This is a genomic window from Streptomyces speibonae (assembly GCF_984686075.1).
Map to the genome: position 1 here is coordinate 6,091,285 of NZ_OZ480260.1, position 21,990 is coordinate 6,113,274.

At 71.9% G+C, this 21,990-nt stretch carries 23 protein-coding genes and 2 pseudogenes; 15 read left to right on the forward strand and 10 right to left on the reverse strand.

Annotation, left to right across the window (positions count from 1 at the left end):
- Positions 1 to 86: 86 nt before the first annotated feature.
- The 3 genes from AC5L3C_RS27340 to AC5L3C_RS27350 all read left to right on the forward strand — a co-directional run bounded on the left by AC5L3C_RS27340 (position 87) and on the right by AC5L3C_RS27350 (position 4,033).
- Positions 87 to 818, forward strand: coding sequence for a DUF7873 family protein (locus AC5L3C_RS27340; protein ID WP_125506798.1), 732 nt, complete (start codon positions 87 to 89; stop codon positions 816 to 818).
- Between the two features lie 474 nt (positions 819 to 1,292).
- Positions 1,293 to 2,276 (forward strand): epimerase, encoded by a 984-nt coding sequence (locus AC5L3C_RS27345; protein WP_493651478.1) that lies wholly within the window; start codon positions 1,293 to 1,295, stop codon positions 2,274 to 2,276.
- A gap of 143 nt (positions 2,277 to 2,419) precedes the next feature.
- Complete coding sequence (locus AC5L3C_RS27350) at positions 2,420 to 4,033, forward strand: hypothetical protein (protein WP_493651479.1); 1,614 nt, start codon at positions 2,420 to 2,422, stop codon at positions 4,031 to 4,033.
- Between the two features lie 294 nt (positions 4,034 to 4,327).
- On the opposite strand, the gene AC5L3C_RS27355 is transcribed toward AC5L3C_RS27350, so the two are convergent.
- A complete protein-coding gene (locus AC5L3C_RS27355; protein ID WP_493651481.1) occupies positions 4,328 to 5,110 on the reverse strand; it encodes an SDR family oxidoreductase in 783 nt (260 codons plus the stop codon).
- Between the two features lie 135 nt (positions 5,111 to 5,245).
- On the opposite strand from AC5L3C_RS27355, the gene AC5L3C_RS27360 reads away from it, so the two are divergent.
- Entirely contained in the window at positions 5,246 to 6,886 is a 1,641-nt protein-coding gene (locus AC5L3C_RS27360; RefSeq protein ID WP_493651482.1) for an alkaline phosphatase D family protein, read from the forward strand.
- Here AC5L3C_RS27360 and AC5L3C_RS27365 read toward each other — a convergent pair.
- Positions 6,873 to 7,898 carry a Gfo/Idh/MocA family protein gene (locus AC5L3C_RS27365; protein WP_493651484.1) on the reverse strand — a complete coding sequence of 342 codons (1,026 nt, stop codon included), beginning with the start codon at positions 7,896 to 7,898 and terminating at the stop codon, positions 6,873 to 6,875. The two genes, AC5L3C_RS27360 and AC5L3C_RS27365, sit on opposite strands and share 14 nt — an antisense overlap.
- 144 nt (positions 7,899 to 8,042) lie before the next feature.
- Between AC5L3C_RS27365 and AC5L3C_RS27370 the strand changes: the two genes are divergently transcribed.
- From AC5L3C_RS27370 to AC5L3C_RS27385, 4 genes are read left to right on the forward strand one after another with little or no spacing between them, the layout of a single operon-like run.
- Positions 8,043 to 9,380, forward strand: a complete 1,338-nt coding sequence (locus AC5L3C_RS27370) for a multidrug effflux MFS transporter (protein WP_493651486.1) — start codon at positions 8,043 to 8,045, stop codon at positions 9,378 to 9,380.
- On the forward strand, positions 9,332 to 10,525 hold the full coding sequence (locus AC5L3C_RS27375) for a serine hydrolase domain-containing protein (protein WP_493651488.1): 1,194 nt from the start codon (positions 9,332 to 9,334) through the stop codon (positions 10,523 to 10,525). Before AC5L3C_RS27370 ends, AC5L3C_RS27375 begins: the two co-directional genes overlap by 49 nt.
- 9 nt (positions 10,526 to 10,534) lie before the next feature.
- Positions 10,535 to 11,536 carry a small ribosomal subunit Rsm22 family protein gene (locus AC5L3C_RS27380; RefSeq protein ID WP_125506804.1) on the forward strand — a complete coding sequence of 334 codons (1,002 nt, stop codon included), beginning with the start codon at positions 10,535 to 10,537 and terminating at the stop codon, positions 11,534 to 11,536.
- 58 nt (positions 11,537 to 11,594) lie between these two features.
- On the forward strand, positions 11,595 to 12,236 hold the full coding sequence (locus AC5L3C_RS27385) for a TetR/AcrR family transcriptional regulator (protein WP_125506805.1): 642 nt from the start codon (positions 11,595 to 11,597) through the stop codon (positions 12,234 to 12,236).
- Positions 12,237 to 12,298: 62 nt separating this feature from the next.
- Here AC5L3C_RS27385 and AC5L3C_RS27390 read toward each other — a convergent pair whose 3' ends face one another.
- Complete coding sequence (locus AC5L3C_RS27390) at positions 12,299 to 12,766, reverse strand: hypothetical protein (protein WP_493651490.1); 468 nt, start codon at positions 12,764 to 12,766, stop codon at positions 12,299 to 12,301.
- Between the two features lie 125 nt (positions 12,767 to 12,891).
- Positions 12,892 to 13,765 (reverse strand): annotated as a pseudogene (locus tag AC5L3C_RS27395) (glycerophosphodiester phosphodiesterase).
- A 235-nt stretch (positions 13,766 to 14,000) separates the two neighbouring features.
- Between AC5L3C_RS27395 and AC5L3C_RS27400 the strand changes: the two are divergent.
- A complete protein-coding gene (locus AC5L3C_RS27400; protein ID WP_493651492.1) occupies positions 14,001 to 14,735 on the forward strand; it encodes a bifunctional DNA primase/polymerase in 735 nt (244 codons plus the stop codon).
- Between the two features lie 10 nt (positions 14,736 to 14,745).
- Here the strand turns inward: AC5L3C_RS27400 and AC5L3C_RS27405 are convergent, their stop codons facing one another.
- On the reverse strand, positions 14,746 to 15,744 hold the full coding sequence (locus AC5L3C_RS27405) for an SCO2278 family lipoprotein (protein WP_493651493.1): 999 nt from the start codon (positions 15,742 to 15,744) through the stop codon (positions 14,746 to 14,748).
- Positions 15,707 to 15,847: pseudogene (locus tag AC5L3C_RS27410) on the reverse strand (iron transporter); the annotation flags it as partial. The pseudogene AC5L3C_RS27410 and the gene AC5L3C_RS27405, both read right to left, overlap by 38 nt.
- Positions 15,848 to 16,322: 475 nt before the next feature.
- Between AC5L3C_RS27410 and AC5L3C_RS27415 the strand changes: the two are divergent.
- Both AC5L3C_RS27415 and AC5L3C_RS27420 read left to right on the forward strand, forming a co-directional pair.
- A complete protein-coding gene (locus AC5L3C_RS27415) occupies positions 16,323 to 16,775 on the forward strand; it encodes a hypothetical protein (protein WP_493651494.1) in 453 nt (150 codons plus the stop codon).
- Positions 16,776 to 16,843: 68 nt separating this feature from the next.
- Positions 16,844 to 17,533: a PhzF family phenazine biosynthesis protein gene (locus AC5L3C_RS27420; RefSeq protein ID WP_493651495.1), complete on the forward strand. Its 690-nt coding sequence runs from the start codon at positions 16,844 to 16,846 to the stop codon at positions 17,531 to 17,533.
- Between the two features lie 7 nt (positions 17,534 to 17,540).
- Here the strand turns inward: AC5L3C_RS27420 and AC5L3C_RS27425 are convergent, their stop codons facing one another.
- Together AC5L3C_RS27425 and AC5L3C_RS27430 are read right to left on the reverse strand one after the other, a co-directional pair.
- On the reverse strand, positions 17,541 to 17,744 hold the full coding sequence (locus AC5L3C_RS27425) for a DUF397 domain-containing protein (protein ID WP_493651496.1): 204 nt from the start codon (positions 17,742 to 17,744) through the stop codon (positions 17,541 to 17,543).
- On the reverse strand, positions 17,741 to 18,625 hold the full coding sequence (locus AC5L3C_RS27430) for a helix-turn-helix domain-containing protein (protein ID WP_493651498.1): 885 nt from the start codon (positions 18,623 to 18,625) through the stop codon (positions 17,741 to 17,743). Before AC5L3C_RS27430 ends, AC5L3C_RS27425 begins: the two co-directional genes overlap by 4 nt.
- A gap of 191 nt (positions 18,626 to 18,816) precedes the next feature.
- Between AC5L3C_RS27430 and AC5L3C_RS27435 the strand changes: the two genes are divergently transcribed.
- The 3 genes from AC5L3C_RS27435 to AC5L3C_RS27445 are packed head-to-tail and all read left to right on the forward strand — an operon-like array spanning position 18,817 to position 20,031.
- Entirely contained in the window at positions 18,817 to 19,455 is a 639-nt protein-coding gene (locus AC5L3C_RS27435) for an ATP-binding protein (RefSeq protein WP_493651500.1), read from the forward strand.
- Positions 19,445 to 19,621, forward strand: a complete 177-nt coding sequence (locus AC5L3C_RS27440; RefSeq protein WP_493651501.1) for a hypothetical protein — start codon at positions 19,445 to 19,447, stop codon at positions 19,619 to 19,621. Before AC5L3C_RS27435 ends, AC5L3C_RS27440 begins: the two co-directional genes overlap by 11 nt.
- Positions 19,618 to 20,031 (forward strand): DUF4276 family protein, encoded by a 414-nt coding sequence (locus AC5L3C_RS27445; protein ID WP_493651503.1) that lies wholly within the window; start codon positions 19,618 to 19,620, stop codon positions 20,029 to 20,031. Before AC5L3C_RS27440 ends, AC5L3C_RS27445 begins: the two co-directional genes overlap by 4 nt.
- 12 nt (positions 20,032 to 20,043) lie before the next feature.
- Here AC5L3C_RS27445 and AC5L3C_RS27450 read toward each other — a convergent pair whose 3' ends face one another.
- Positions 20,044 to 20,691: a biliverdin-producing heme oxygenase gene (locus AC5L3C_RS27450; RefSeq protein WP_125506822.1), complete on the reverse strand. Its 648-nt coding sequence runs from the start codon at positions 20,689 to 20,691 to the stop codon at positions 20,044 to 20,046.
- A gap of 140 nt (positions 20,692 to 20,831) precedes the next feature.
- Positions 20,832 to 21,689 (reverse strand): type I methionyl aminopeptidase, encoded by an 858-nt coding sequence (gene map, locus AC5L3C_RS27455; protein WP_125506823.1) that lies wholly within the window; start codon positions 21,687 to 21,689, stop codon positions 20,832 to 20,834.
- Between the two features lie 65 nt (positions 21,690 to 21,754).
- On the opposite strand from map, the gene AC5L3C_RS27460 reads away from it, so the two are divergent.
- The gene (locus AC5L3C_RS27460) at positions 21,755 to 21,985 is read left to right on the forward strand and encodes a hypothetical protein (protein WP_493651506.1); all 231 of its coding nucleotides are present in this window, start codon (positions 21,755 to 21,757) and stop codon (positions 21,983 to 21,985) included.
- The last annotated feature ends 5 nt before the right edge of the window (positions 21,986 to 21,990 follow it).

Sequence of the window (21,990 nt, forward strand, 5' to 3'; positions counted from 1 at the left end):
CCGGTCGCGGTGGGGCGCGGGCGGAAAATCGGCGGACGCGGACGTCCGGGACGGGTAGGTTCCCTGGTGTTCGAAGGGGGAGCCACGTGGCGAAGCTGAATCAGATCATCGCTGTCGAAAAGGGTGTCAAGAGCAAGGCGCTCCAGGACATCACCGCCGCGCACCACAAGGTGCAGAAGCCCGCGCTGCTGGCGGGTATCTCGCGCAGCTACCAGCCCAAGGACGAGGAGGGCGAGCAGTTGCCGCCCGAGTCGACCCGGGTGCAGGTGCAGGGTGAGGACGTGCTGCGGGAGATGGCCGCCTCGCTGACCCGGCTGTTCGACGTGACCGCCACCAAGGACTGGGCGAACTGCACGGCGCGGGCGGACGTCACCGTCGACGGGCGCACCCTCGTGGCCGACGCGCCGGTCAGTTACCTGCTCTTCCTGGAGAAGCAGCTCACGGACCTGCACACCTTCGTCAGGAAGCTCCCCACCCTCGACGCCGCCGAGTCCTGGTCCCACGACCCGTCCACGGACTGGTGGAAGACGGACCCGGTGCGCACGATCCGTACCAAGAAGGTGCCCCGCAACCACGTCAAGGCGGAGGCGACCGACAAGCACCCGGCGCAGGTCGAGGTGTACTACGAGGACGTGCCCATCGGGTACTGGACGACCGTGAAGTTCTCCGGTGCGCTCCCCGCGCGGCGGGTCAACGAGCTCGTCGAGCGGGTCGAGAAGCTCCAGCAGGCGGTCAAGTTCGCCCGTGAGGAGGCCAACAGCGCCGAGGTCACCGACCAGCGGGTCGGGGACGCGGTGTTCGGGTACCTGTTCGGCTGACGCCGGACACGGGTACCACGACCGAGAACGCCCCCGCGTGCGAGCGCGGGGGTGCGCTACGGGGCACGGGCCGGATTGAGGACCGGTGCGTGCCAGGAGCGCAAGCTGAAACTGAAGTTCAGCCTGAAAGCGCGGCTCGCCGAGACGGCGGCCGCGGTCAATCTCAGACTCTCGCTCCAGTCTCAGCATTGCCGCCGATCGCCGGATCGACCGGGGACGGACAACGCCATCGGATGCGAGTTCGAATCTCGTCTGCGCCTCTCTCGCGGCGCGGTAGTTCAAAGGAAGAACACGACGGCTTGATGACTGATCCGTCCTCTTAAACGCCACCGGCGTGCGCAATTGGGTGGCATCCCCAGGGGCCCGGGAGCTGGATACGACTCCCGGGCTCCGCCACGTCCGGGCGGGGTCGGCGCCCAGTTTTTGAACGTGTTCAAATACGGGTTAGGGTGGTCCCGTCGAAGGGCGGGGCCGATGAGGATCGTGATACCCGGAGGAACCGGGCAGGTGGGGACCGTGCTGAACCGCGCGCTGAGCGCGGCCGGGCACGAGGTCGTGATGCTGACCAGGCGCCCCGCGGGGCCCGGCGAGGTGTACTGGGACGGCCGGACACCGGGCCCGTGGACCGAGGCGGTCGACGGCAGCGACGTCGTGATCAACCTGGCCGGGCGCAGTGTGAGCTGCCGCTACACCCCCGCCAACCTCCGCGCCATGATGGACTCCCGGGTGCTGTCCACCCGCGCCGTCGGCGAGGCGATCGGCGCCGCGGCGCGGCCGCCACTGGTCTGGCTCCAGATGAGCACCGCCACCGTCTACGCCCACCGCTTCGACGCGCCCCACGACGAGGCGACCGGCGTGATCGGCGGAACGGAGCCGGGCGTTCCGGGCTACTGGTCCTACAGCGTCGACATCGCCAGGGCCTGGGAGCGCGAGCAGGAAGCGGCCGCCGTCCCCCACACCCGCAAGGTGGCCCTGCGCGCCGCCATGGTGATGAGTCCCCACCGGGGCGGCGTCTTCGACGTCCTGTCGTGGCTGGCGCGCCTCGGCCTCGGCGGGCCGGTCGCGGGCGGCGCACAGTACGTGTCGTGGATCCACGACCACGACTTCGTCCGCGCGGTGGAGTTCCTCATCGACCGGGACGACCTCACCGGCGCGGTGAACCTCGCGGCCCCCGGGCCCGTGCCGCAGCGCGCGTTCATGCGCGACCTGCGCGGGGCGTGGCGCAGGCCGGTGGGCCTGCCCGCGACGCGGTGGATGGCCGAGGTGGGCGCCTTCGCCCTGCGCTCGGACACGGAACTGCTGCTCAAGAGCCGGCGGGTGGTCCCCGGCCGGCTGCTCGACGCGGGCTTCGACTTCACCCACCCGCGGTGGCCGGAGGCGGCCCGCGATCTGGCGCGGCGCCGGTCCGCGGCCACCCCGCGGCGCACCGCGCCGGCGCGACGGCACCGTTACGGATAGGTAAACATCAACTAACGGTGCGTGTGGCGGAGTTCACCCCCCGGCTACCATCCCTGACCCAGCCCGGTCCGCGAAGGGGAACGTCCTTGAGTACTCCCGCACACCGCACCCTGACTCACCCATCGGCGACCGGAGCGCGGCCGGTGTCGCGGCGGCAGAGCCCGTCCGGGCTCGCCACCTCGCGGGAGCGTGCCCTCCTGGACATCCAGCGCACCGCGGGCAACCGGGCCGCGGTGACCGTCATGCGGTCCGGCGGGAACGGGACGACCGGGACGACCGGAACCACTGAGGACACCAGGAACACAGGGAACACCGGAGGCACGGCCACGACCGCGGCCTCGGGGACGCAGGAGCCCGCGACCAGCGAGGCGCCGGCGAAGAAGAAGAAGAGCTTTCACGACCGTGTCGCCCATGCACTCGAAAGGGCCCAGCAAGCTTTCGGGCAGCTCGACACCTGGGTCAGTAACGTGCATTCCCCCATCAACGCGGGTTTCCTCAGCAAGGCCTACGTCACCAACAACGCCGGTCTGAGACAGGACGTCGCCGCTTCGGGGATGGGTGCCGTGGCGGTGGGCGCCGGTGCCGAGGCCCTCGAGACCGTGGTCGCCGGCATGGAGGCGCGCGAGGCCCGGAAGGAAGCCAAGGAGCACGGGAGCGGGGCCGCCTTCCACACCGCGAACAAGAAGGCCAAGAGCACGGCGGCCGACTCCGGTCTCGGCGCCGCCGGCACGGTGAGTGAGGCCCTGCTCATCGCCAGGCAGGCGGCCAGGATCGAGGAGGCGATGAGCGTCGCCAGACCGGTGGGCACGGTGGCCGGCGCCACGGGCGGTGCGACCGGCCTGGTGATAGGTGGCCGGGCCGCGGTCCGCACCGTGACGACGGACAGGAAGCGGCGCAAACTGAAGAACGTCGCCATGCCCGCCGTACCTGGCGAGGAGGCGATGGGCGAGCTGAAGCAGGCGCTGGTGAACGCCGAGGGGGCAACGGCCGAAGCGCACGCCGCGCTGGACAGGTACGTGACCGAGAAGGACGCCCCGGTGGCCCATTTCGCAGCGGCCATCGACGCCGCCTTCGAGGCGACGAAGCCGCTGGCCGAGGCCGGTGCGGCACTCAAGCGGGAAACGGACAAGCTGGACCGGAAGGCGCTGTACGAGGAACTGCCCGAGGTGCACAAGTACGCCCTCAAGAAGCAGCGCAACAAGGAGGTCAAGCAGGCGCTCACCGCCGTCGGCCAGACCACCAGGGCCGCGGGAGCCATCGCGACGGCGACCTCCATCGGCATGGGCGGAGCGCTGCTGACCAGCCCGGTCGGCTGGGCCCTCGCGGGGAGCGCGGCGCTGATCCTGTTCGGCGTCGCCGGTTACAAGGGAGGCCGCGCGGCCAAGAACCGCTACGACAGTGCCCGCCACCCTGAACGCCACGCGGAGCCCGTGGAGTCGGAGGACGCGGCTCAGCACAAGCCCATGTCCCGCAGCGAGGCGATGCGGGAGGCCCTGAAGTTCTGGAAGAAGGCGGAGACCGGCGAACGCAAGGCCATGGCGCGCAGGCTCTATCAGTTCGCGGCGGGCCCGGACGTCAACGCCCAGTCCGGAGTGAACGATGAACTGCGGGCGACGGCCCGGGAGATCCTCGTCATCCTCAAGGCGGGTCCCGCCGACCACCGCATGGACCGGGAGGCCTGGGAGGGAAGCCTCAACGACCCGGAGAAGAGCGAGGCGTGGATCAAGGAGATCGAGTCGGCGCTCTCCTCGGCCTGACCGGCAGGCGCGCAGCGTGAGGTGGGGGCGGCTGCCGCGGATGTGCGGCAGCCGTTCCACCCACCGGTGCGTACCCGCGGTCCCGCGCGGGTCCACCCCCAACCCGACGGTGTGGAACGACTGCCGCCTCCCCCCGGGACATGGCCTGCGGAAGCCCTCTACTCCAAGTGTGAAGCTTTGGTGTAGGAGAGTTGAGCATAAGTCCACTACCGGCGGCAATGGGGCGGACGTTGAAACTCCGTTTGTGGAAGATATGTCCCCCGAGGCTGCGTCAGCGCGGCCGGTCCGCCGCCCTCAGCCCCGCCCCACGTACGGCATCGCCGTCGCCAGCACCGTCGCGAACTGCACGTTCGCCTCCAGCGGCAGCTCCGCCATGTGCCGCACGGTGCGGGCCACGTCCGCGACATCCATCACCGGCTCGGGCACGGTCCGCCCGTTCGCCTGGAGGGCGCCGGTCTCCATGCGCCGGGTCATGTCGGTGGCCGCGTTGCCGATGTCGATCTGCCCCACCGCGATCCGGTACGGCCGGCCGTCCAGCGACAGCGACTTGGTCAGACCCGTCAGGGCGTGCTTGGTGGCGGTGTAGGCGGCCGAACGGGGGCGCGGGGCGTGCGCCGAGACGGAGCCGTTGTTGATGATCCGGCCGCCCTGGGGATCCTGCTCCTTCATCTGCCGGTACGCCGCCTGCGCGCACAGGAACGCCCCGTTCAGGTTGGTGTCCACCACGTGCCGCCAGGCCTCATAGGGCAGGTCCTCCACCGGCACCCCGCCGGGGCCGAACGTCCCCGCGTTGTTGAACAGCAGGTCCACGCGGCCGAAGCGCGCGACCGTCGCCGCGAACAGCCCGCTCACGTCCTCGGGTTGTGACACGTCCGTCCGCACGGTGAGCGATCCGCCCCCGCCGGGCTCCCGCGCGGCGAGCGCCGCGGTCTCCTCCAGCGTCTCCTCGCGGCGTCCCGCCAGCGCCACCGACCAGCCCGCGCGCAGCAGTTCCACCGCCACCGCGCGCCCGATGCCGGAACCCGCCCCGGTCACCACCGCGACCCCTGCCCGTCCGTCCGTTTCCTTGGCGTTCATGGCCCCGCAGCGTACGGGAGGGTCCGCCATGCGGAACTCATACGACCGTCATCCGGACGGTGTGTACGCGTCAACCGGACGTCGTCCCCGCCCGCTCGAATTCCCTGCGCACCCACACGCCAGGGGAGGAACAGGATGACATCCGAGGTCCGCCAGTCATCGCACGCACCCGAACTGCGGGAGGCCGCCCGGCACATCGGCCGCCGGCGCTTCCTGACCACCACCGGCGCCGCCGCCGCGCTCGCCTTCACGGTCAACGTGCCCGGAACGGGCACCGCGGCCGCCGCCGAACTCGACGCCGCACGGATCACCGACGACCCCTTCACCCTCGGCGTCGCCTCCGGCGACCCCCACCCCGACTCCGTCCTGCTGTGGACCCGCCTGGCCCCGGAGCCGTACCGGGCCGACGGCGGACTGCCCGCCGAACGGGTCGCCGTCGACTGGGAACTCGCCCTCGACGAGCGCTTCCGCCGCGTCGTCAGAAGGGGCAGGGCCACCGCCCACCCCGAGTTCCACCACACCGTGCACGTCGAGGCCGGCCACCTCGCCCCCGGCCAGGTCTACTACTACCGCTTCCGCGCCGGCCGCCACGTCAGCCCGGCCGGCCGCACCCGCACCGCCCCCGCCCGCCGCAGCCGGGCCGCCGGACTGACCTTCGGCGTGGTCTCCTGCCAGCGCTACGACCAGGGCTACTGGACCGCCTACCGGCACCTGGCCGACGAGGACCTGGACGTCGTGTTCCACCTCGGCGACTACCTCTACGAGTACGCCGTCAACGACGTGGCGGGCGCCCGCGCCTACCCCGCGGGCACCCTCCCCGGCCTGTTCGCCCGGGAGACGGTGACCCTCGAGGACTACCGGCTGCGGTACGCCCTCTACAAGTCCGACCCCGACCTGCGGGCCGCGCACGCCGCGCACCCCTTCGTCGTCACCTGGGACGACCACGAGACCGAGAACAACTACGCCGGCGGCATCCCGGAGAACAGCGTCCCGCCGGAGGAGTTCCTGCTGCGCAGGGCCGCCGCCTACCGGGCCTACTGGGAGAACATGCCGCTGCGCCGCCCCCAGCTCCCCGACGGCCCCGATCTGCGGCTGTACCGCCGTCTGCACTGGGGCCGGCTGGCCCAGTTCGACGTGCTCGACACCCGTCAGTACCGCTCGAACCAGGCCTACGGCGACGGCTGGCAGTACCCGGGCCCCGAGTCCGAGGACCCCTCGCGCACCCTCACCGGCGCCGCCCAGGAACGCTGGCTGCTGAGCGGCTGGCGCCGGTCGGACGCCCTGTGGAACGTGGTGCCCCAGCAGGTGACCTTCTCCCAGCGGCACGACACCACCACACCGCCGTCGAAGGTCTCCATGGACTCCTGGGACGGCTATCCCGCCTCCCGCGAGCGGGTCCTGGCCGGCGCGCAGGCCGCCGGTGTCGAGAACCTCATGGTCCTCACCGGCGACGTGCACGTGCACTACGCCATGGACATCAAGCGCGACTTCGCCGACCCCGACTCCCGCACCGTCGGTACGGAGATCGTCACGACCTCCGTCTCCAGCGGCGGCGACGGCGCCGCGAAGCCGGCCAACTGGGAGACCATCACGGCGGCCAACCCGCACATGAAGTTCTACAGCGGGCTGCGCGGCTACACGACCGTGACGCTCGGCCGGGAGCGGGCGCGCGCCGACTTCAGGACGGTCTCCCACGTGACCACGCAGGGCGCGCCGCTCACCACCGCCGCCTCCTTCGTGACGGAGGCGGGGGAGCCGGGGCTCAAGCCGGCGTGACCTCGGGGGCCCGAGCGCCCTCGCCCGGGTAGCGGACGCCGACGCGGTCCCGGATCGTGTCGAGCGTCCGCATCACGGCGAGGGTGCCGTCGAGCGGTACCAGCGGCGACTCCGTCTCCCCGGCCCGCAGGGCCCGCATCACCTCCGCGGCCTCGTGCTTGAGGCTGCTCCGGGGGCCGTCGGCGGGGTCGGCCGCGAACTCCTCGGGGTCACGGCCCGACCGGTGCAGGGTGAAGCGGTCCGGGAAGAAGAAGCCGTACGGAATGTCGATCCGGCCCTTGGACCCGGTGACCGACGCGGAGGCCGCCGTGCCCCCGACGATGGAGCAGTGCAGCGAGGCGAGGACGCCGCCGTCCCAGGAGAGCAGCGCCCCCGTCTGCAGATCGACGCCCTCCTCCGACAGCACCGCCCGCGCCGCGATGTCCGACGGCTCGCCGAGCAGCAGCTGCGCGAACGACACCGGGTACACGCCGAGGTCCAGCAGCGCGCCACCGCCCAGCGCGGGGTCCCGCAGCCGGTGCGAGGCGGAGAACGGGCCTTCGAGGCCGAAGTCCGCCTGGACGCTGCGCACCTCGCCGATCGCGCCGTCGTCGACCAGCGCCTTGAGCCGCCGCACCATGGGGTTGCAGTACATCCACATGGCCTCCATCAGGAAGCGCCCGTTGTCCCGCGCGAGGGCGACCAGCTCCCGCGCCTCCCGCCCGTTCAGCGTGAACGGCTTCTCGCACAGCACGTTCCGCCCGGACTCCAGCATCAGCCCGGCCGCCGCCCGGTGCGCCGAGTGCGGTGTGGCCACGTAGACGACGTCGAGGTCCTCGTCCCGCGCCAGCGACTCCCAGTCGCCGTACGCCCGGGGTATCCCGAACCGGTCGGCGAACGCCTTCGCCGACTCCGCCGAGCGGGACGCCACCGCCACGATCTCCGCGTCCGGCATGTCCACCAGATCCGCCACGAACGTGGCGGCCATCCCGCCGGTCGCCAGGATCCCCCAGCGCGTTCTCCGCTCGGTCATTCGTCCCACCTTGCTCGTGTCTTGTCTCAACGTTCGGTTCATCCACACTCTCGGGAGCGCTCCCATGGGATCGTCGTCGATGTCCGAGCACTCCGTACGAGCTGAGAGCATAGGGAGCCGATGGCATGAAAAGGGAGGGGTCACGTGCCTGAGGGTGGGGCATACATACCGAATACGACAGAAAGCAGGGTGCCGGACACAGCAGCGACAGCGGCCGTCAGAGGCGGGCACACGCTCCCGCCGGACACCCGCACCACCACCGCACGCCGTACCAGCCTGCTGGTCACCCTTCTCCTGGGCGGCCTGACCGCCACCCCGCCGCTGGCGATGGACATGTACCTCCCCGCGCTTCCGGAGGTCACCCGGTCCCTGCACGCGCCCGCGGCGACGGTCCAGCTCACCCTCACCGCCTGCCTGGCCGGCATGGCGTTCGGGCAGCTGGTGGTCGGTCCGATGAGCGACCGCTGGGGACGGCGCCGGCCGCTGCTCGCCGGCCTCGCGGTCTACGTCGTCGCCACCGCGCTGTGCGCGTTCGCGCCGACCGTGGAACTCCTCGTCGCCTGCCGGCTCGCGCAGGGCCTGGCGGGCGCCGCGGGCATCGTCATCGCGCGTGCGGTCGCCCGTGACCTGTACGACGGCGTGACCATGGCCCGCTTCTTCTCCACCCTGATGCTGATCTCCGGCGTCGCGCCGATCGTGGCGCCGCTCATCGGCGGGCAGATCCTGCGGGTCACGGACTGGCGGGGCGTCTTCGCCGTCCTCACCGTCGTCGGCCTCGCCCTGACGGCCGTCGTCTGGGCCAAGCTGCCCGAGACGCTGCCCGCCGCCCGGCGGCACGGCGGCGGCATCGGCGAAACCCTCGGCTCGATGCGCGGGCTCCTCGCCGACCGGGTCTTCACCGGCTACATGCTCGCCGGCGGATTCGGCTTCGCCTCGCTCTTCTCCTACGTCGCGGCCTCCCCGTTCGTCATCCAGGAGATCTACGGCGCCTCCCCCCAGACGTTCAGCCTGCTGTTCGGGCTCAACTCGGTCGGCCTGATGATCATGGGGCAGGTCAACGGGAAGATCCTGGTCGGCCGGGTCCGCCTGGACAAGGTGCTCGGCATCGGACTCGTCGTCGTGATCGCCGCCGCGGTCGTGCTGCTGATGCTGTCCCTGGGCGCCTTCGGCGACGCCGGGCTGGTGCCCATGGCCGCCGCGCTGTTCGTGCTGATGTCCGCGATGGGCGTCATCCTGCCCAACACCCAGACCCTCCCGCTGATGCGCGCCCGGCACGCGGCCGGCTCCGCGTCCGCCCTGCTCGGTACGACGGCCTTCCTCATCGGCGCCGTCGCCTCACCGCTGGTGGGCGTCGCGGGCGAGGACACGGCCGTCCCGATGGCCGTCGTCCAACTGGTCGCCGCGCTGGTGGCGATGGGCTGCTTCCTGGGAATGTGCCGTCCGTGGAACGGACGGACGGGAGCGAAGGGCGGGGGCATCTGAGCACGCCGCGACTCCGCCACGGCACGCCCGAACGGGCCGGGCTCGACGCCGGGGAACTCCGGCACCTGGTCCGTGAGGTCCACGCCCGCACCGACGGCGCACGCCCCTGGGCGGCGGGCGCCGTCGTGGTCGTCGGGCGCGGCCCGGTGCTCGCCGTGCGGGAGGCGGCGGGCTGGGCCGTGCGCCACGCCGCCCACGACGAGGAGACGGACACCCCCGTCGAACTGCCCCCGTCCGCACGGGTGCCGATGACCGTCGACACGCCCTTCGACCTGGCCTCCCTGACCAAGCTGTTCACCTCCGTGGCGTCGGTGCAGCAGATCGAGCGGGGCACGCTGGGCATCGACGCGCGCGTGGGCGCGTACCTCCCTGACTTCACCGCCGCCGTACGGCACGGCATCACCGTCCGCCAACTGCTCACCCACACCTCGGGGCTGCGCCCCGAACTCCCGCTGTACGCCTGCGCCGACGACGCCGAACGGCTGGCCCTCCTGCGCGCGGAGCGGCCCGTCGGCGTGCCCGGCACCTACTGCTACTCCGACCTCAACATGCTGCTCCTCCAGCACGTCCTTCAACGCCTCACCGGCCGCCCGCTCGACGTCCTGGTGCGGGACGGCATCACGCGGCCCCTCGGCATGACCGCGACCGCCTTCGGACCGTGCCCGTCCGCCGCCGCCACCGAGGACCAGCGGCGGCCGTGGGCCAAGGCGGACCGGGGGATGCTGCGGGGCGAGGTGCACGACGAGAACGCCTGGGCGCTGGGCGGCGTCGCCGGCCACGCCGGCCTCTTCTCCACCGGCCGGGACCTGGCCGTCTTCTGCCGCACCCTGCTGGCCGGCGGCTCCTACGGCCCCGCCCGCATCCTCGGCCCGGACTTCGTGGACCTGCTGTTCCGACCGCCCGGCCTGGGCTTCGCCCTGGACCAGCCCTGGTTCATGGGGGAGCTGGCGGGCCGGGGCGCCGCCGGCCATACGGGCTTCACCGGGACGTCCCTCGTCCTGGACCGGGCCACGGACACCTTCGTGATCCTCCTGGCCAACACGGTCCACCCCCGCCGCCCGCGGTCGCCCGACAGCACCCCCAGGGCGCTCGCGGCGACCCGGGTGGCGCGGGCGGTGCGCAAAGCGGGCGGCTCCGCTCAGTAGACTCACCGGGTGAACGACGCCGCCACCGCCCCGCGCACCGCCGACACCCTGCGCTCCGCCCTCGCGGGGCTGCTGGACGGGCTCCCGCCGCGGCAGGCCGCGCAGGCCGTCGAGCGGCTGATCGCCGCCTACCGGGGCGCCACCCCGACCGCGGCGCCCATCCTCCGCGACCGCGCCGATGTGGCCGCGTACGCCGCCTACCGCATGCCCGCGACCTTCGAGGCGGTGCGCTCGGCCCTGGAGGCGTTCGCCGACGCCGTGCCCGGCTGGACGCCCGGCTCCCACGTCGACGTCGGCGGCGGCACCGGCGCGGCGGCCTGGGCGGTGAGCGCGACCTGGGACGGGGAGCGCCCGGTGACCGTCCTCGACTGGGCCGAACCCGCGCTCGCCCTCGGCCGGGAGCTCGCCGCCGCGAACCCCGCGCTCGGCGCCGTCCGCTGGCACCGCTCCCGCATCGGTGCGGAGCTCACCCTCGACGACACCGATCTCGTCACCGTCTCCTACGTACTCAACGAGCTCACGGCCCTCGACCGGGCCGCCCTCGTCGACGCCGCCGCCCGCGCCGCGCGGTCCGTCGTGATCGTCGAGCCCGGCACCCCCGACGGCTACGCCCGGGTCATCGAGGCCCGCGACCGCCTGATCTCCGCGGGCTTCCACGTCGCCGCGCCCTGCCCGCACAGCGCCGCGTGCCCCATCGCCCCGGGCACGGACTGGTGCCACTTCTCCGCGCGGGTCAGCCGCTCCTCGCTGCACCGCCAGGTCAAGGGCGGCTCCCTCGCCTACGAGGACGAGAAGTTCAGCTATGTGGCCGCCACCCGGGTCCCGGCCGCCCCGGCCCCCGCCCGGATCGTCCGCAGGCCGCAGATCCGCAAGGGCCAGGTGCTCCTCGACCTCTGCGAGACGGAGCCCTCCCTGCGCCGGACCACCGTCACCAAACGCCACGGCGACCTGTACCGGGCGGCCCGGGACACCGACTGGGGCGACCCGTGGCCCCCGGCCGCCGACGCCTGACCCACACTCCCCCTCCGTGGCGAGACGCACCGTCTTGCCATCCTGGTAAATTCGACCCATGGCCCAGAACCAGACCGCCCCCGACGCCACCCGCCGCAGCGAGCGCTCCCGGCGGGCCATCTACGATGCCGCCCTCGCCCTGGTCGCCGAGGTCGGCTACCCGAAGACCACCATCGAGGGCATCGCCTCCCGCGCCGGCGTGGGCAAGCAGACGATCTACCGCTGGTGGCCGTCCAAGGCGGACGTGCTCCTCGAGGCGTTCCTGGACCTGAGCGACCAGGCGGCGGAGGAGGCCGCCCGGGGCCAGGGGGGCACCGCCGGCCAGCGGCAGTACGCCATCCCCGACACCGGCGACCTCGCCGCCGACCTCAAGCTCGTCCTGCGCGCCACGGTCGACGAACTGCGCGACCCCGCCTTCGAGGCCCCCTCCCGCGCCCTGGCCGCCGAGGGCGTCGTCAACGAGGAGCTGGGCCGCAGATTCGTCGCCCGGCTCCTGGAGCCCCAGCTCCGGCTCTACGTCGACCGCCTGCGCTCGGCCCAGGAGGCCGGGGACGTCCGCCCGGACATCGACCCGCGCATCGCGCTGGAACTCTTCGTCTCCCCCCTCGCCCAGCGCTGGCTCCAGCACACCGGCCCGATCGGCTACGACTACACCGACACCCTCGTCGACTACGCCCTGTACGGCCTCGCCCCCCGCTGAGCGGGAGACGGGCCGTACGGGGTGCCGGGCGGTGCCGGGCGGTTCCGGGCGGTTCCGGGGCCTCAGTGCCAGGTGCCCTCGCAGTGCAGGATCGCGCCACTGGAGTTCGCGTGGCAGGCGCGGGCCTGCAGATCCTTGGTGGGATAGCGGGACAGCCAGTAGTGGCTGCTCACCGCCTTGCCGTTGGTGGTGCAGTCGACGGCGGGTGCGAGCTTCCGGTGGTGCCAGCCCGACCACTGCCCGGAAGACGTCGAGATCCGGTAGCGGATCTGGATCGCCCCGCAGTAGCCGTCCGTTTTGGTGTCCGACACCGACCCCGCGACGACCACGTCCCCGCTGCTGTTCCATTGGATGTACGTCTGCTGATACACGCCGCCGACGTGACTCGTCGCGTTGCGCCAGTTCGGCAGGGTGAGGTTGGAGCTCGTCCGCACCCAGTCGTCCGTCTGCGCGCCGGCGTGTGCCCCGGACGGTGTCATCAGCACCGCCGCGAACACCACGGCCAGCAGCGCCAGGAATCTGCGCTTCATCGGTTCCCCCTCGTTGATCTGTACGGGACAAATCTGCTGCGCACCACCCTGCACCGGACGAGGGGCCCGGGACGTCAAACGCCGGATGGACTTCCGGGCCCGCGTGGTAAACCCTCGCGGTAGACCTACCGCCCCAGTGCCGCCGTCACCGACCCCGGAACGGGTGTCCGGTGGCGGGCCAGGCGTCCCGGGGCGTCCGTGATGATGCCGTTGCAGCCGAGGGCCAGGGCGCGGTCGCGTTGGGCCGGGGTGACGACCGTGTGGGCCCAGACCCGGGGGATGCCCGAGTCCACCGCCCGCCGCAGGTCGGCGTCGCGCGCCTTGATGTCGACGTCGAGCAGGTCGACGTAGGAGCGCCAGCGTTCGGGGCGGTCGGTGCGCATCTGGCGGGCCGAGCGCCACAGCTGCGCGGTCAGGCCCAGGCCGTGGACCCGGCGGGCGACCTCGGGGTCGTTGGTGTTCACGAACACCGAGCGGGTCAGGCCGCGTGACCGGATCAGCCCGGCCACCCGGTCGAGGCCGCGCGGATCTTTCACCTCCAGCATCAGCACGATCCGCCCGCCGAAGCGGTCCAGCACCTCGGCGACCGTCGGCGGCCGCTCCGCGCGCCAGCTCCCCGGCAGCCGGTCGCGCGGCCGCAGCCGTACGTCCCGCCACTCCCCGGCGTCCAGGTCCCGGACCTTGCCGTCCACGGAGGTGGTGCGGTCCAGGGTGGCGTCGTGCAGGACGACCGGTGTGCCGTCCCGCAGCACCCGGGTGTCGAAGTCGAGCACCTGCGCCGTACCGCGCCGGTACGCCGCCATCAGCCCCGACATGCTGTTCTCGGGCACCTCGCGCGCCCCGCCCCGATGGGCGGCGTACGGGATCCGGGGCAGAGTCGACCGTCAGCGGTCCGCGGCCCCACTCCAGCGGCGGGCTGCCGCCGTGTCCGCCCGTGAGGGTCAGCGAGACCACGGAAGCCGCGGCCGCGAGCCCCGTCGACCCGATCCATGTGACCATGCCGACCACGGTAGGGGCGTACCTCCCGGCACGGTCCGCAATGACACCCGGCGCACCACCGCGCGCGCCCGGTTCGCGCGCCCGCGCGGGCGTCCCCTTCGCCCGTCCGGGCCCCTCTCGTCCGCTCCGGTCCCCCTCGTCCCACCTGCGCGGATTGTGGGTGAGGGACCCCGATGGCCGCGACCGTGGGACCATAGGGCATGCTGATGCGCACGACGGCGAGGCGAGGGGATAGATGAGCGCGGAGTTCGGCGGCCGGAGCGGCCGACAGGGCAGACTCTCCCAGTGGCTGCGCGGACGACGCCCGCAGCCAACCGCCGACGAAGGCGGACGTGAGGCCCTGCTGCTCGCCGCCGCCGAGGCGGGACTGCCGCTCGCGCCCGCCGCCCACCCCGCCGGATACCGCTGTTCCTGCGACCGTGTGGGCTGTCCCACCCCCGCCCGGCACCCGGTGTCGTTCGCCTGGCAGACGCAGTCCACCACCGACCGCGCCCAGATCGAGCGCTGGGCCCGCCACCAGCCGCAGGCCAACTTCATCACCGCGACCGGCATGGTGCACGACGTCCTCGACGTCCCCCTCGACGCCGGCCGCGAGGCACTCACCCGGCTGCTCGACGCCGGCATCGACGTCGGCCCGGTCGCAGAGAGCGACGACGGCCGCATGCTGTTCTTCACCCTCACCCGCGGCACCCCCGAGGACGAGGACGAGTGGTGGCCGTGCGAGCTGGACTGCCACCCGGAGACCATGGACGAGCACCCCGGCCTGCGCTGGCACTGCCGCGGCTCCTACGTCCTCGTACCCCCCGCCCGGCTCCCCGGCGACGACGGCCGGTCGGTGCACTGGGTGCGCGGCCCCGAGCACGCGCTGCCCGACCCGCTGAGCCTCCTCGAGTTCCTCACCGACTCCTGCGCCCGCCACGCCGGCGAACACTCCGACCAGGCCGGCACGGCCTGGCCCCTGCGCCGCTGAACCGGCCGCCCTACTCGCCCTTCGCCGACGTCAGCCCCTGGACCCTCCCCAGGACCTCCACCGCCCCGTCGGCCGGATCCAGCGCCACCTCGCTGGAGACGAACTCCATCGTCAGCGACTGCCTGATCTCCCCGCTCGTCAGCGCCAGCACATCCTTGTTCGGCGTCGGCACCGACGCCCCCTCCGCGGCGGTCTGCTTCTCGAAGTGCCGCGTGGCGAAGAACACCAGCGCCCCGCCGTCCTTCGTGCGCAGCGCCAGCGGGGCGTAGTCGCCGTTCGTCAGCGGCTCGTCGATGTACTGCCGGGCCAGCCCCGGCCGTTCCGCCTTGTTCTCGCGCGCCTCGCGCCACCCGCTGGTGTGCGGGCCGTCCGCGAACGCCTCCCCGCCGTCCCCGAGGAACGTCGCGTAGTCCTTGCTCAACTCGCCCGGCGGCACCGCCACATCGGACGCGTTCGCGGGCACGGCCTCCGCCCAGCCGTCCCCGTCCGTCTTGAACTCGGGTATGTCCTCGGGCGCCACCAGCGTCACGTACGCCGCTTCCCACGGATCGTCCACCGCGTCGCGGGTGAACACCAGCAGCCAGCGCGTCTCGCCGCCCTTGTTCCCGGCCGCGTCCGCCAGGAACCAGCGCGGCCAGCCCGCCTTCGCGGGAATGGCGAACTTCGCGTCCGTCAGCTCCAGCGGCTCGTGCCGGGGATTGCCCTCCGGGTTGTTGGTCCGCCCGGCCTTCAGCCGCGCCGTGTCGATGTCGGCGAGGGCGCCGGTGGTGTGATCGGCGTCCAGGGAACTGTCGTAGGCCTTGTCGGCCGCGTTGTAGGCGGCCGTGAACTCCTCCAGCGCCTTCGCGGCCTCGGCGCGGGTGGCGGACGGGAGCACCTCGCGCTCACCGTGCACGACCACACAGCCGCTCGCCGTCAGCGACAAAGCGGTCAACGACGCGGCCGTGAGCACGCCTGTGCCGAGCCGGCGCCGCCCGCGGAGCCTTCGAAGGCCGAGATCCCTGCTCATCCGGTTCCTTCACCTTCCCCTTCCCGGAGGCGAACCCTACCGGGGCGGCCGAACGCGTGAACGCGGGGACCGCGGACCGCGTCCGCACCGTGACCCGGCACACGGCATCGGCCCGATATCGGACCGGCTGTCCGCGCCGGTGCTCGATGCCGAAAGGGCTCCACGGGCCGGTCGTGCGCCGTGTCACGTGGTGCAGTGCGTCGCGAGGCCGAGCGCGGCCGTCGGTTCGTCGAGCAGCAGCAGGGGAGCGCTGGGTGAGCACCCGGGCCTGCCTGGCCGTGAGCGGATGGGTGCCGGTGTCGGCGGCTCTGATGCCGCAGGGGCGTGACGGGCATCAGGACGGAGGCCGGACACGCGCCGGACAGAATCCGGACAGGTCTCTGACCAGTCCGGACGCAGCAAGAGTTGTCCGGGGCTGATCGCCCCCCTTGTCCAGTCGGGCACGGGCCGAACATGCTCATGGCGGCACATCCGACGGCGCAGCTCACCGCGCCGCCACGTCATGCCGAAGGGCATGCAGCGCGTCGGGCGCGTACGTGCCGTCACCCATGAATCACCCACGAAGAGCAGGAGGGCACATGCGCGGACGAACCACGGCAACGCTCGCAGCCGCGGCCGCAGTTGTCGCACTGTGCGGAACGCCGGCGGCACAGGCCAGTCAGGAGAGCCCCGCCCGTGCGTCTGTGGACGACAGCTTCGACGTGAACACCTACGACTACTGCGGCTCTGCCGACTTCATCGACTACGGCGAAGGAGCACCCGGCGGCGGACCCAACGACGACTTCATCTACATCCGCGACCTCTGCGCCGACGGACACGGGGTGAAGGCCTGGGCATGGCTCGACGGAGTCGCGCTCGGCAGCAAGTACTACGGTGGGGGAGCCGCCGGAGAAGGCCTGGTTTCCTGGGACCCCTTCGGAAACGTCCTGGCAGGTCAGTCCATCGGCATCAAGGTCTGCCTCGTGGACGGGTCGAACGACCCGACGCCCTTCAACTGTGACTCCCGCACGGAAACGAGCGTTGACGGTTGATGTCGCGGGGGTCGACATGCTGCCAGGCACGCCGACCCACCACCCCTGGCGATGCTTGAATACACCCCGTGACTGACTACGACGTGCTGCGTGTCTTCTGCGGGCCCCGGGGCGGGTACGGCAACGAACTCGGTGTCGTCCGCGACGGTTCGGTGCTGCCGGAGCGGGCGGACCGCCAGGCCCTCGCCGCGAAACTCGGCTTCAGCGAGACCGTGTTCGTCGACGACCCCGAGCGCGGGGTGATCGACATCTACACCCCCACCCTGCGGCTGCCCTTCGCCGGCCACCCCTGCGTCGGTACGGCCTGGCTGCTCGACGTGCCCGAACTGGTCGTGCCCGCCGGGGTGGTGGGCGCCCGGCAGGACGGGGAGTTCTGCTGGATCGAGGCGCGTGCGGAGTGGGTACCGCCGCGCACCCTGCGGCAGTACGCCACCGCCGCGGAGGTCGACGACCTTCCCGTGCCGCCGAAGGGGGAGTGGATCTACGCCTGGGCGTGGCTGGACGAGCCGGCCGGCCGCGTCCGCGCCCGCGCCTTCCCCGGCCGTATCGATGAGCGCGGCGACAGCCGCTCCGGTGGAGCCGGTGCTTGCACCGGGGGCATCGACGAGGACGAGGCGACGGGCGCGGCGGCGCTGCTGCTCACCGACCGGCTGGGCCGCGCCCTGAACATCACCCAGGGCGCGGGCTCCCAGATCCTCACGGCCCCCCAGCCGGAGGGCTGGACGGAAGTCGGCGGCCGCGTCCACCTGGAACGCTGACGGGGCGTCAACGCAGCCGCGCGAGAAACGCCCCCCAGGCGCTCCGCCCGAAGGCGATCACCGGCCCGGTGGGGTTCTTGCTGTCGCGGACGGGAGCGAGGGCGGGGATGTTGTGGGCGAGTTCCAGGCACTCGTTGTTGCCGCCGCTGTAGGTACTGCTACGCCACGTCGCGCCCGACAGGTCCGGCGTGCCGTGGCGTGCGGTGTTCATGTCCTGTGCTCCTCGGCCCGGCGGCGGATGACGGTACGGGATTCCACAGGGGACAGCGCGGACGTGCGAGCGGCGTCGAACAACTCCTGGTAGCGCGCGACTTCGGTCTCCCGCTCCAGCCACATGGAGCCGGTGGGGTTGTCCGCCAGCACGACGTCGAGCGCCGCCTCCTCCGGGAAGCCCAGTACTACGTATGGCCCGAACATACTCGCATGGGCTCCGCGTGAGAACGGCAGGACCTGGACAGTCACATTGGGCTGCTCCGACGCGATCAGAAGCTGTTCCAACTGCGCCGCCATCACCTCCGGACCTCCGACCTGTTGCAGGAGCACGGCTTCGGACAGCACGGCCCACAGTTCGAGCGGGGAGTCGCTGACCAGACGTTCCTGCCGGGCGAGACGCACCTGCACGAACTGCTCGATCTCGTCCGCCGTTCGCCACTGATGTGACGCCACCGTCACGGCGCGGATGTACTCGGGCGTTTGCAGCAGGCCCGGCACCAGTTGCGCCTGGAAGGTGCGGATCGATCCGGCCATGGTTTCGAGTGCGATGTAGTCGCGGTAGGTGTCGGCAAGCACGGACCCGTACTGGCTCCACCACCCCTGCCTGCGTCGGCGATTGGCCTTGCGGGCGAGCGTGCCGAGCCGGGTGCGGACGTCGGCGTCCGTGACTCCGTACGCGACCAGCATGGCGGTCAGGTCCGGGATCCGGACCGTCACCCGCCCGTTCTCGATGCGGCTGATCTTCCCCTTGGTGCAGTCGAGCGCCCCAGCCGCTTGGGTGGTGGTGAACCCGGCGGCCTCGCGCAGCCGACGCAACTCGTCGCCGAGTTGGCGTCCGAGGACGGTCGACGGGCTGGAAGCGGTGGTGTTCGCAGACATGGCAACACCTCTAGCAGCGGAATGGATGGGATGTGCGTGCCATAACTCGAAAGGTGGAAATTCCGGCCCATCTCTACTGGAAACGTTGCTAGTCCGCATAGTGCGCGTTCAGTCTGTCGACGTGTGCCACCCCAACGCCGCGCCCAGCGAGCGGACTTCGCCGCGGACGTCGAAAGCTGAGGAGCCCTCCCATGACCTCGTCGAACGACATCTCCTTCCGCCTGCCCCGCAGCCGCCGCAGCGTTCCCCGGGCCAGGGCCCTGCTGCACAGCGTGCTCGGTGACTGGGGGGTGGGCCAGGAGACGCTGGACAGCGCCGAGTTGGTGCTGTCGGAGCTGGTCACCAACGCGTTGCGCGTGCCCGCGCCGGGCGACCGGCAGGTGGGCGTGCGGATCATCCGCTCCGTGGCCGACGGGCTGCTGCGGCTGGAGGTGAGCGACGCCGGAGGCGGCCGGCCCGAGGTGCGGGAACCGCGCGAGGACGAGACCGGCGGACGAGGGCTGCTCCTGGTCGCCGCGCTCGCACACCGCTGGGGCTGCGAGGAGCGCCCGGCCGGGATCGGGAAGACGGTGTTCGCGGAGCTGAAGGCTCCGGACATCGTCGTCGGCGCCGCGGTGCGCGAGGTAGCGGCGGTTCTGGTCGGGGCTGACCAGGAGGTACGCGTGTGGGGCCAGTGGCGCACGGTCACCCGCGTACGCCGTGACCAGCGCGGAGGGGGTGCCCCGGCCGTACTGCTGGAGTTCGACGAGGGCCCGTCCCTACGCGTGCATCCGTCGGAACCGCTGACCGTACGGACGGGCGAGCACGGGCGGTACGCGCGTGGGGCGTAGACATCTCAGCCTGGCCCTGCTCACGGAGGGGGCGAGTGACCAGTGGTTTCTCGTGCCGCTGATCGACCGGCAGGTCGCCGAACTCGCCCTTGAGGCATCGGTCGGCTTCGACTACTCGGGAGTGGTCGCCGGAGAGTGCCTACCGTCGCGCACCGGGACCTGGTGACGAGTGAAGTGACCGACCTGCTCCACTACTTCGACATCGTGGTGATCCACCACGACCACAACGAGCGGAGCAAGGTCGAGGCGATCCGCGAGCGTTTCCCCGGTGACGCCCACCGGATCGTGGCCCTGGTGCCGGTGCGGGAGACCGAGGCGTGCATGCTCGCGGACCCCGAAGCGCTCGCGGAATCGGTGCCCACGCGTGACCCCGCGTGGAAGGTGCCGCGCGATGTGCAGAAGATCGCCGACCCGAAGGCCGTACTGAAGGCGGCACTCGGTGGGCGACGCGACGCGGAGCACGCCTTCGCCCGGCTGGGACAGACGGTCGCGCTCGATGCGCTGAGCAAGGTTCCCGCGTACCGGCGCTGGACCGCGGAGCTGCGCGCGGAGATGGCACGGCAGTGGTTCCTGTGAAGGTGGCGGCGCTCACGCCGACAGCGGGAACTCCTCGCCCAGGGCCCGGAAGACCGCTGTGTTGAGGGCGAACGCCCGCTTGCATTCGGTCACGATGCGCTGCTTCTCCAGGTCGTCCACCGGGACGGCGTCCAGGAGCTCGCGGTAGCCGCGCTTGAAGGCGGCCGGGTTGGGGATCTGGTCGAAGACGTAGAAGCGGACGCCGTCGCCCTTGCGGGCGAAGCCCCAGGTCTTCTCCGCCCGGTCGCGGATGATCTGGCCGCCGGAGAGGTCGCCCAGGTAGCGGGTGTAGTGGTGGGCGATGTAGCCGGACGGCCAGTCCCGGGCGCACTCGGTCACCCGGTCGGCGTAGGCGCGGGTGGCGGGCAGGGCGGTCAGGGTGGAGCGCCAGCCGGGGCCGCGCAGGTGGGCCAGGTCCCGCTCCAGCGCGGCCAGCCGGAACAGCTCCGGGCGGATGAACGGGCCCGCCGCCGGGTCCGACGCCAGGCCCTGCGCACCGGCCTCCAGCGCCTCGTACACGAACCACAGCTGTTCGGTGTAGCGCGTGTAGGCGTCGACGCCCAGCCGGCCGCCGAGCAGGTCGCTCATGAACGTCGAGGTCTCCGCCTCCACGTGCTGCTCGTGGGAGGCGGTGCGGATGAGGCTGGAGAAGGAGTCCATGGTCGGATTTTCTATGGTTAGGCTTACCTAAGTCAATGTCATGCCGACGACTTGTCGGGAACTGTGCCCTCCATCATCCCCGCACAAACGAGGGCCCGCCCTCCGGAAGAGAGCGGGCCCGGAGCGGGCGTGCCGGGCGGCTACGGCAGCGTGAGGATGTCCGCCCCCGTGTCCGTCACCGCCAGCGTGTGCTCGAACTGCGCCGTGCGCCTGCGGTCCTTCGTCACGACCGTCCAGCCGTCGTCCCACATGTCGTACTCGTGGGTCCCCAGCGTCAGCATCGGCTCGATCGTGAACGTCATCCCCGGCTGGATCACCGTCGTGGCGTGCGGGCTGTCGTAGTGGGGGATGATCAGGCCCGAGTGGAACGACGAGTTGATCCCGTGGCCGGTGAAGTCGCGCACCACCCCGTACCCGAACCGCTTCGCGTACGACTCGATCACCCGGCCGATCACGTTGATCTGCCGGCCCGGCCGGACCGCCTTGATCGCGCGGTTCAGCGCCTCACGCGTCCGCTCGACCAGCAGCCGGCTCTCCTCGTCCACCTCCCCGACCAGGTACGTGGCGTTGTTGTCGCCGTGCACCCCGCCGATGTACGCCGTCACGTCCAGGTTGACGATGTCCCCCTCGCGCAGCACCGTCGAGTCCGGGATGCCGTGGCAGATGACCTCGTTCACCGAGGTGCACAACGACTTCGGGAAACCCCGGTAGCCGAGGGTCGACGGGTAGGCGCCGTGGTCGCACATGTACTCGTGCGCCACCCGGTCCAGCTCGTCCGTCGTCACGCCCGGGGCGATGAGCTTCGCGGCCTCCTCCATCGCGCGCGCGGCGATCCGCCCGGCGGTCCGCATCGCCTCGATCGTCTCGGGCGTCTGCACCTCCGGTCCGGTGTACGGCGTGGGGGCGGGCTTGCCGACGTACTCGGGACGACGGATGTTCCCGGGCACGGAACGGGTGGGGGACAGCTCCCCCGGAACGAGCAGTGACTGGCCAGACATGCCGGCGAGTCTAATTCAGCGGCGATGGGGGACCATCCTCATGGCGAACGCGAGAGGAGCCGGTCATGCCCCTGTTCAAGAAGCGGACGGTCGGAAAGCCGGGCGAGTGGTACTACTGCCTGGAGCACCAGAAGGTCGAGGAGGGCCCCGAGTGCCCCGCCAAGGACCGCTTCGGCCCGTACGCGAGCCGTACCGAGGCCGAGCACGCCATGGCGACCGCCCGCGAGCGCAACCTCCAGTGGGAGAACGACCCCAAGTGGCACGACGCCCCGGCGGCGGGAGGCGACGAGGACTGACACCG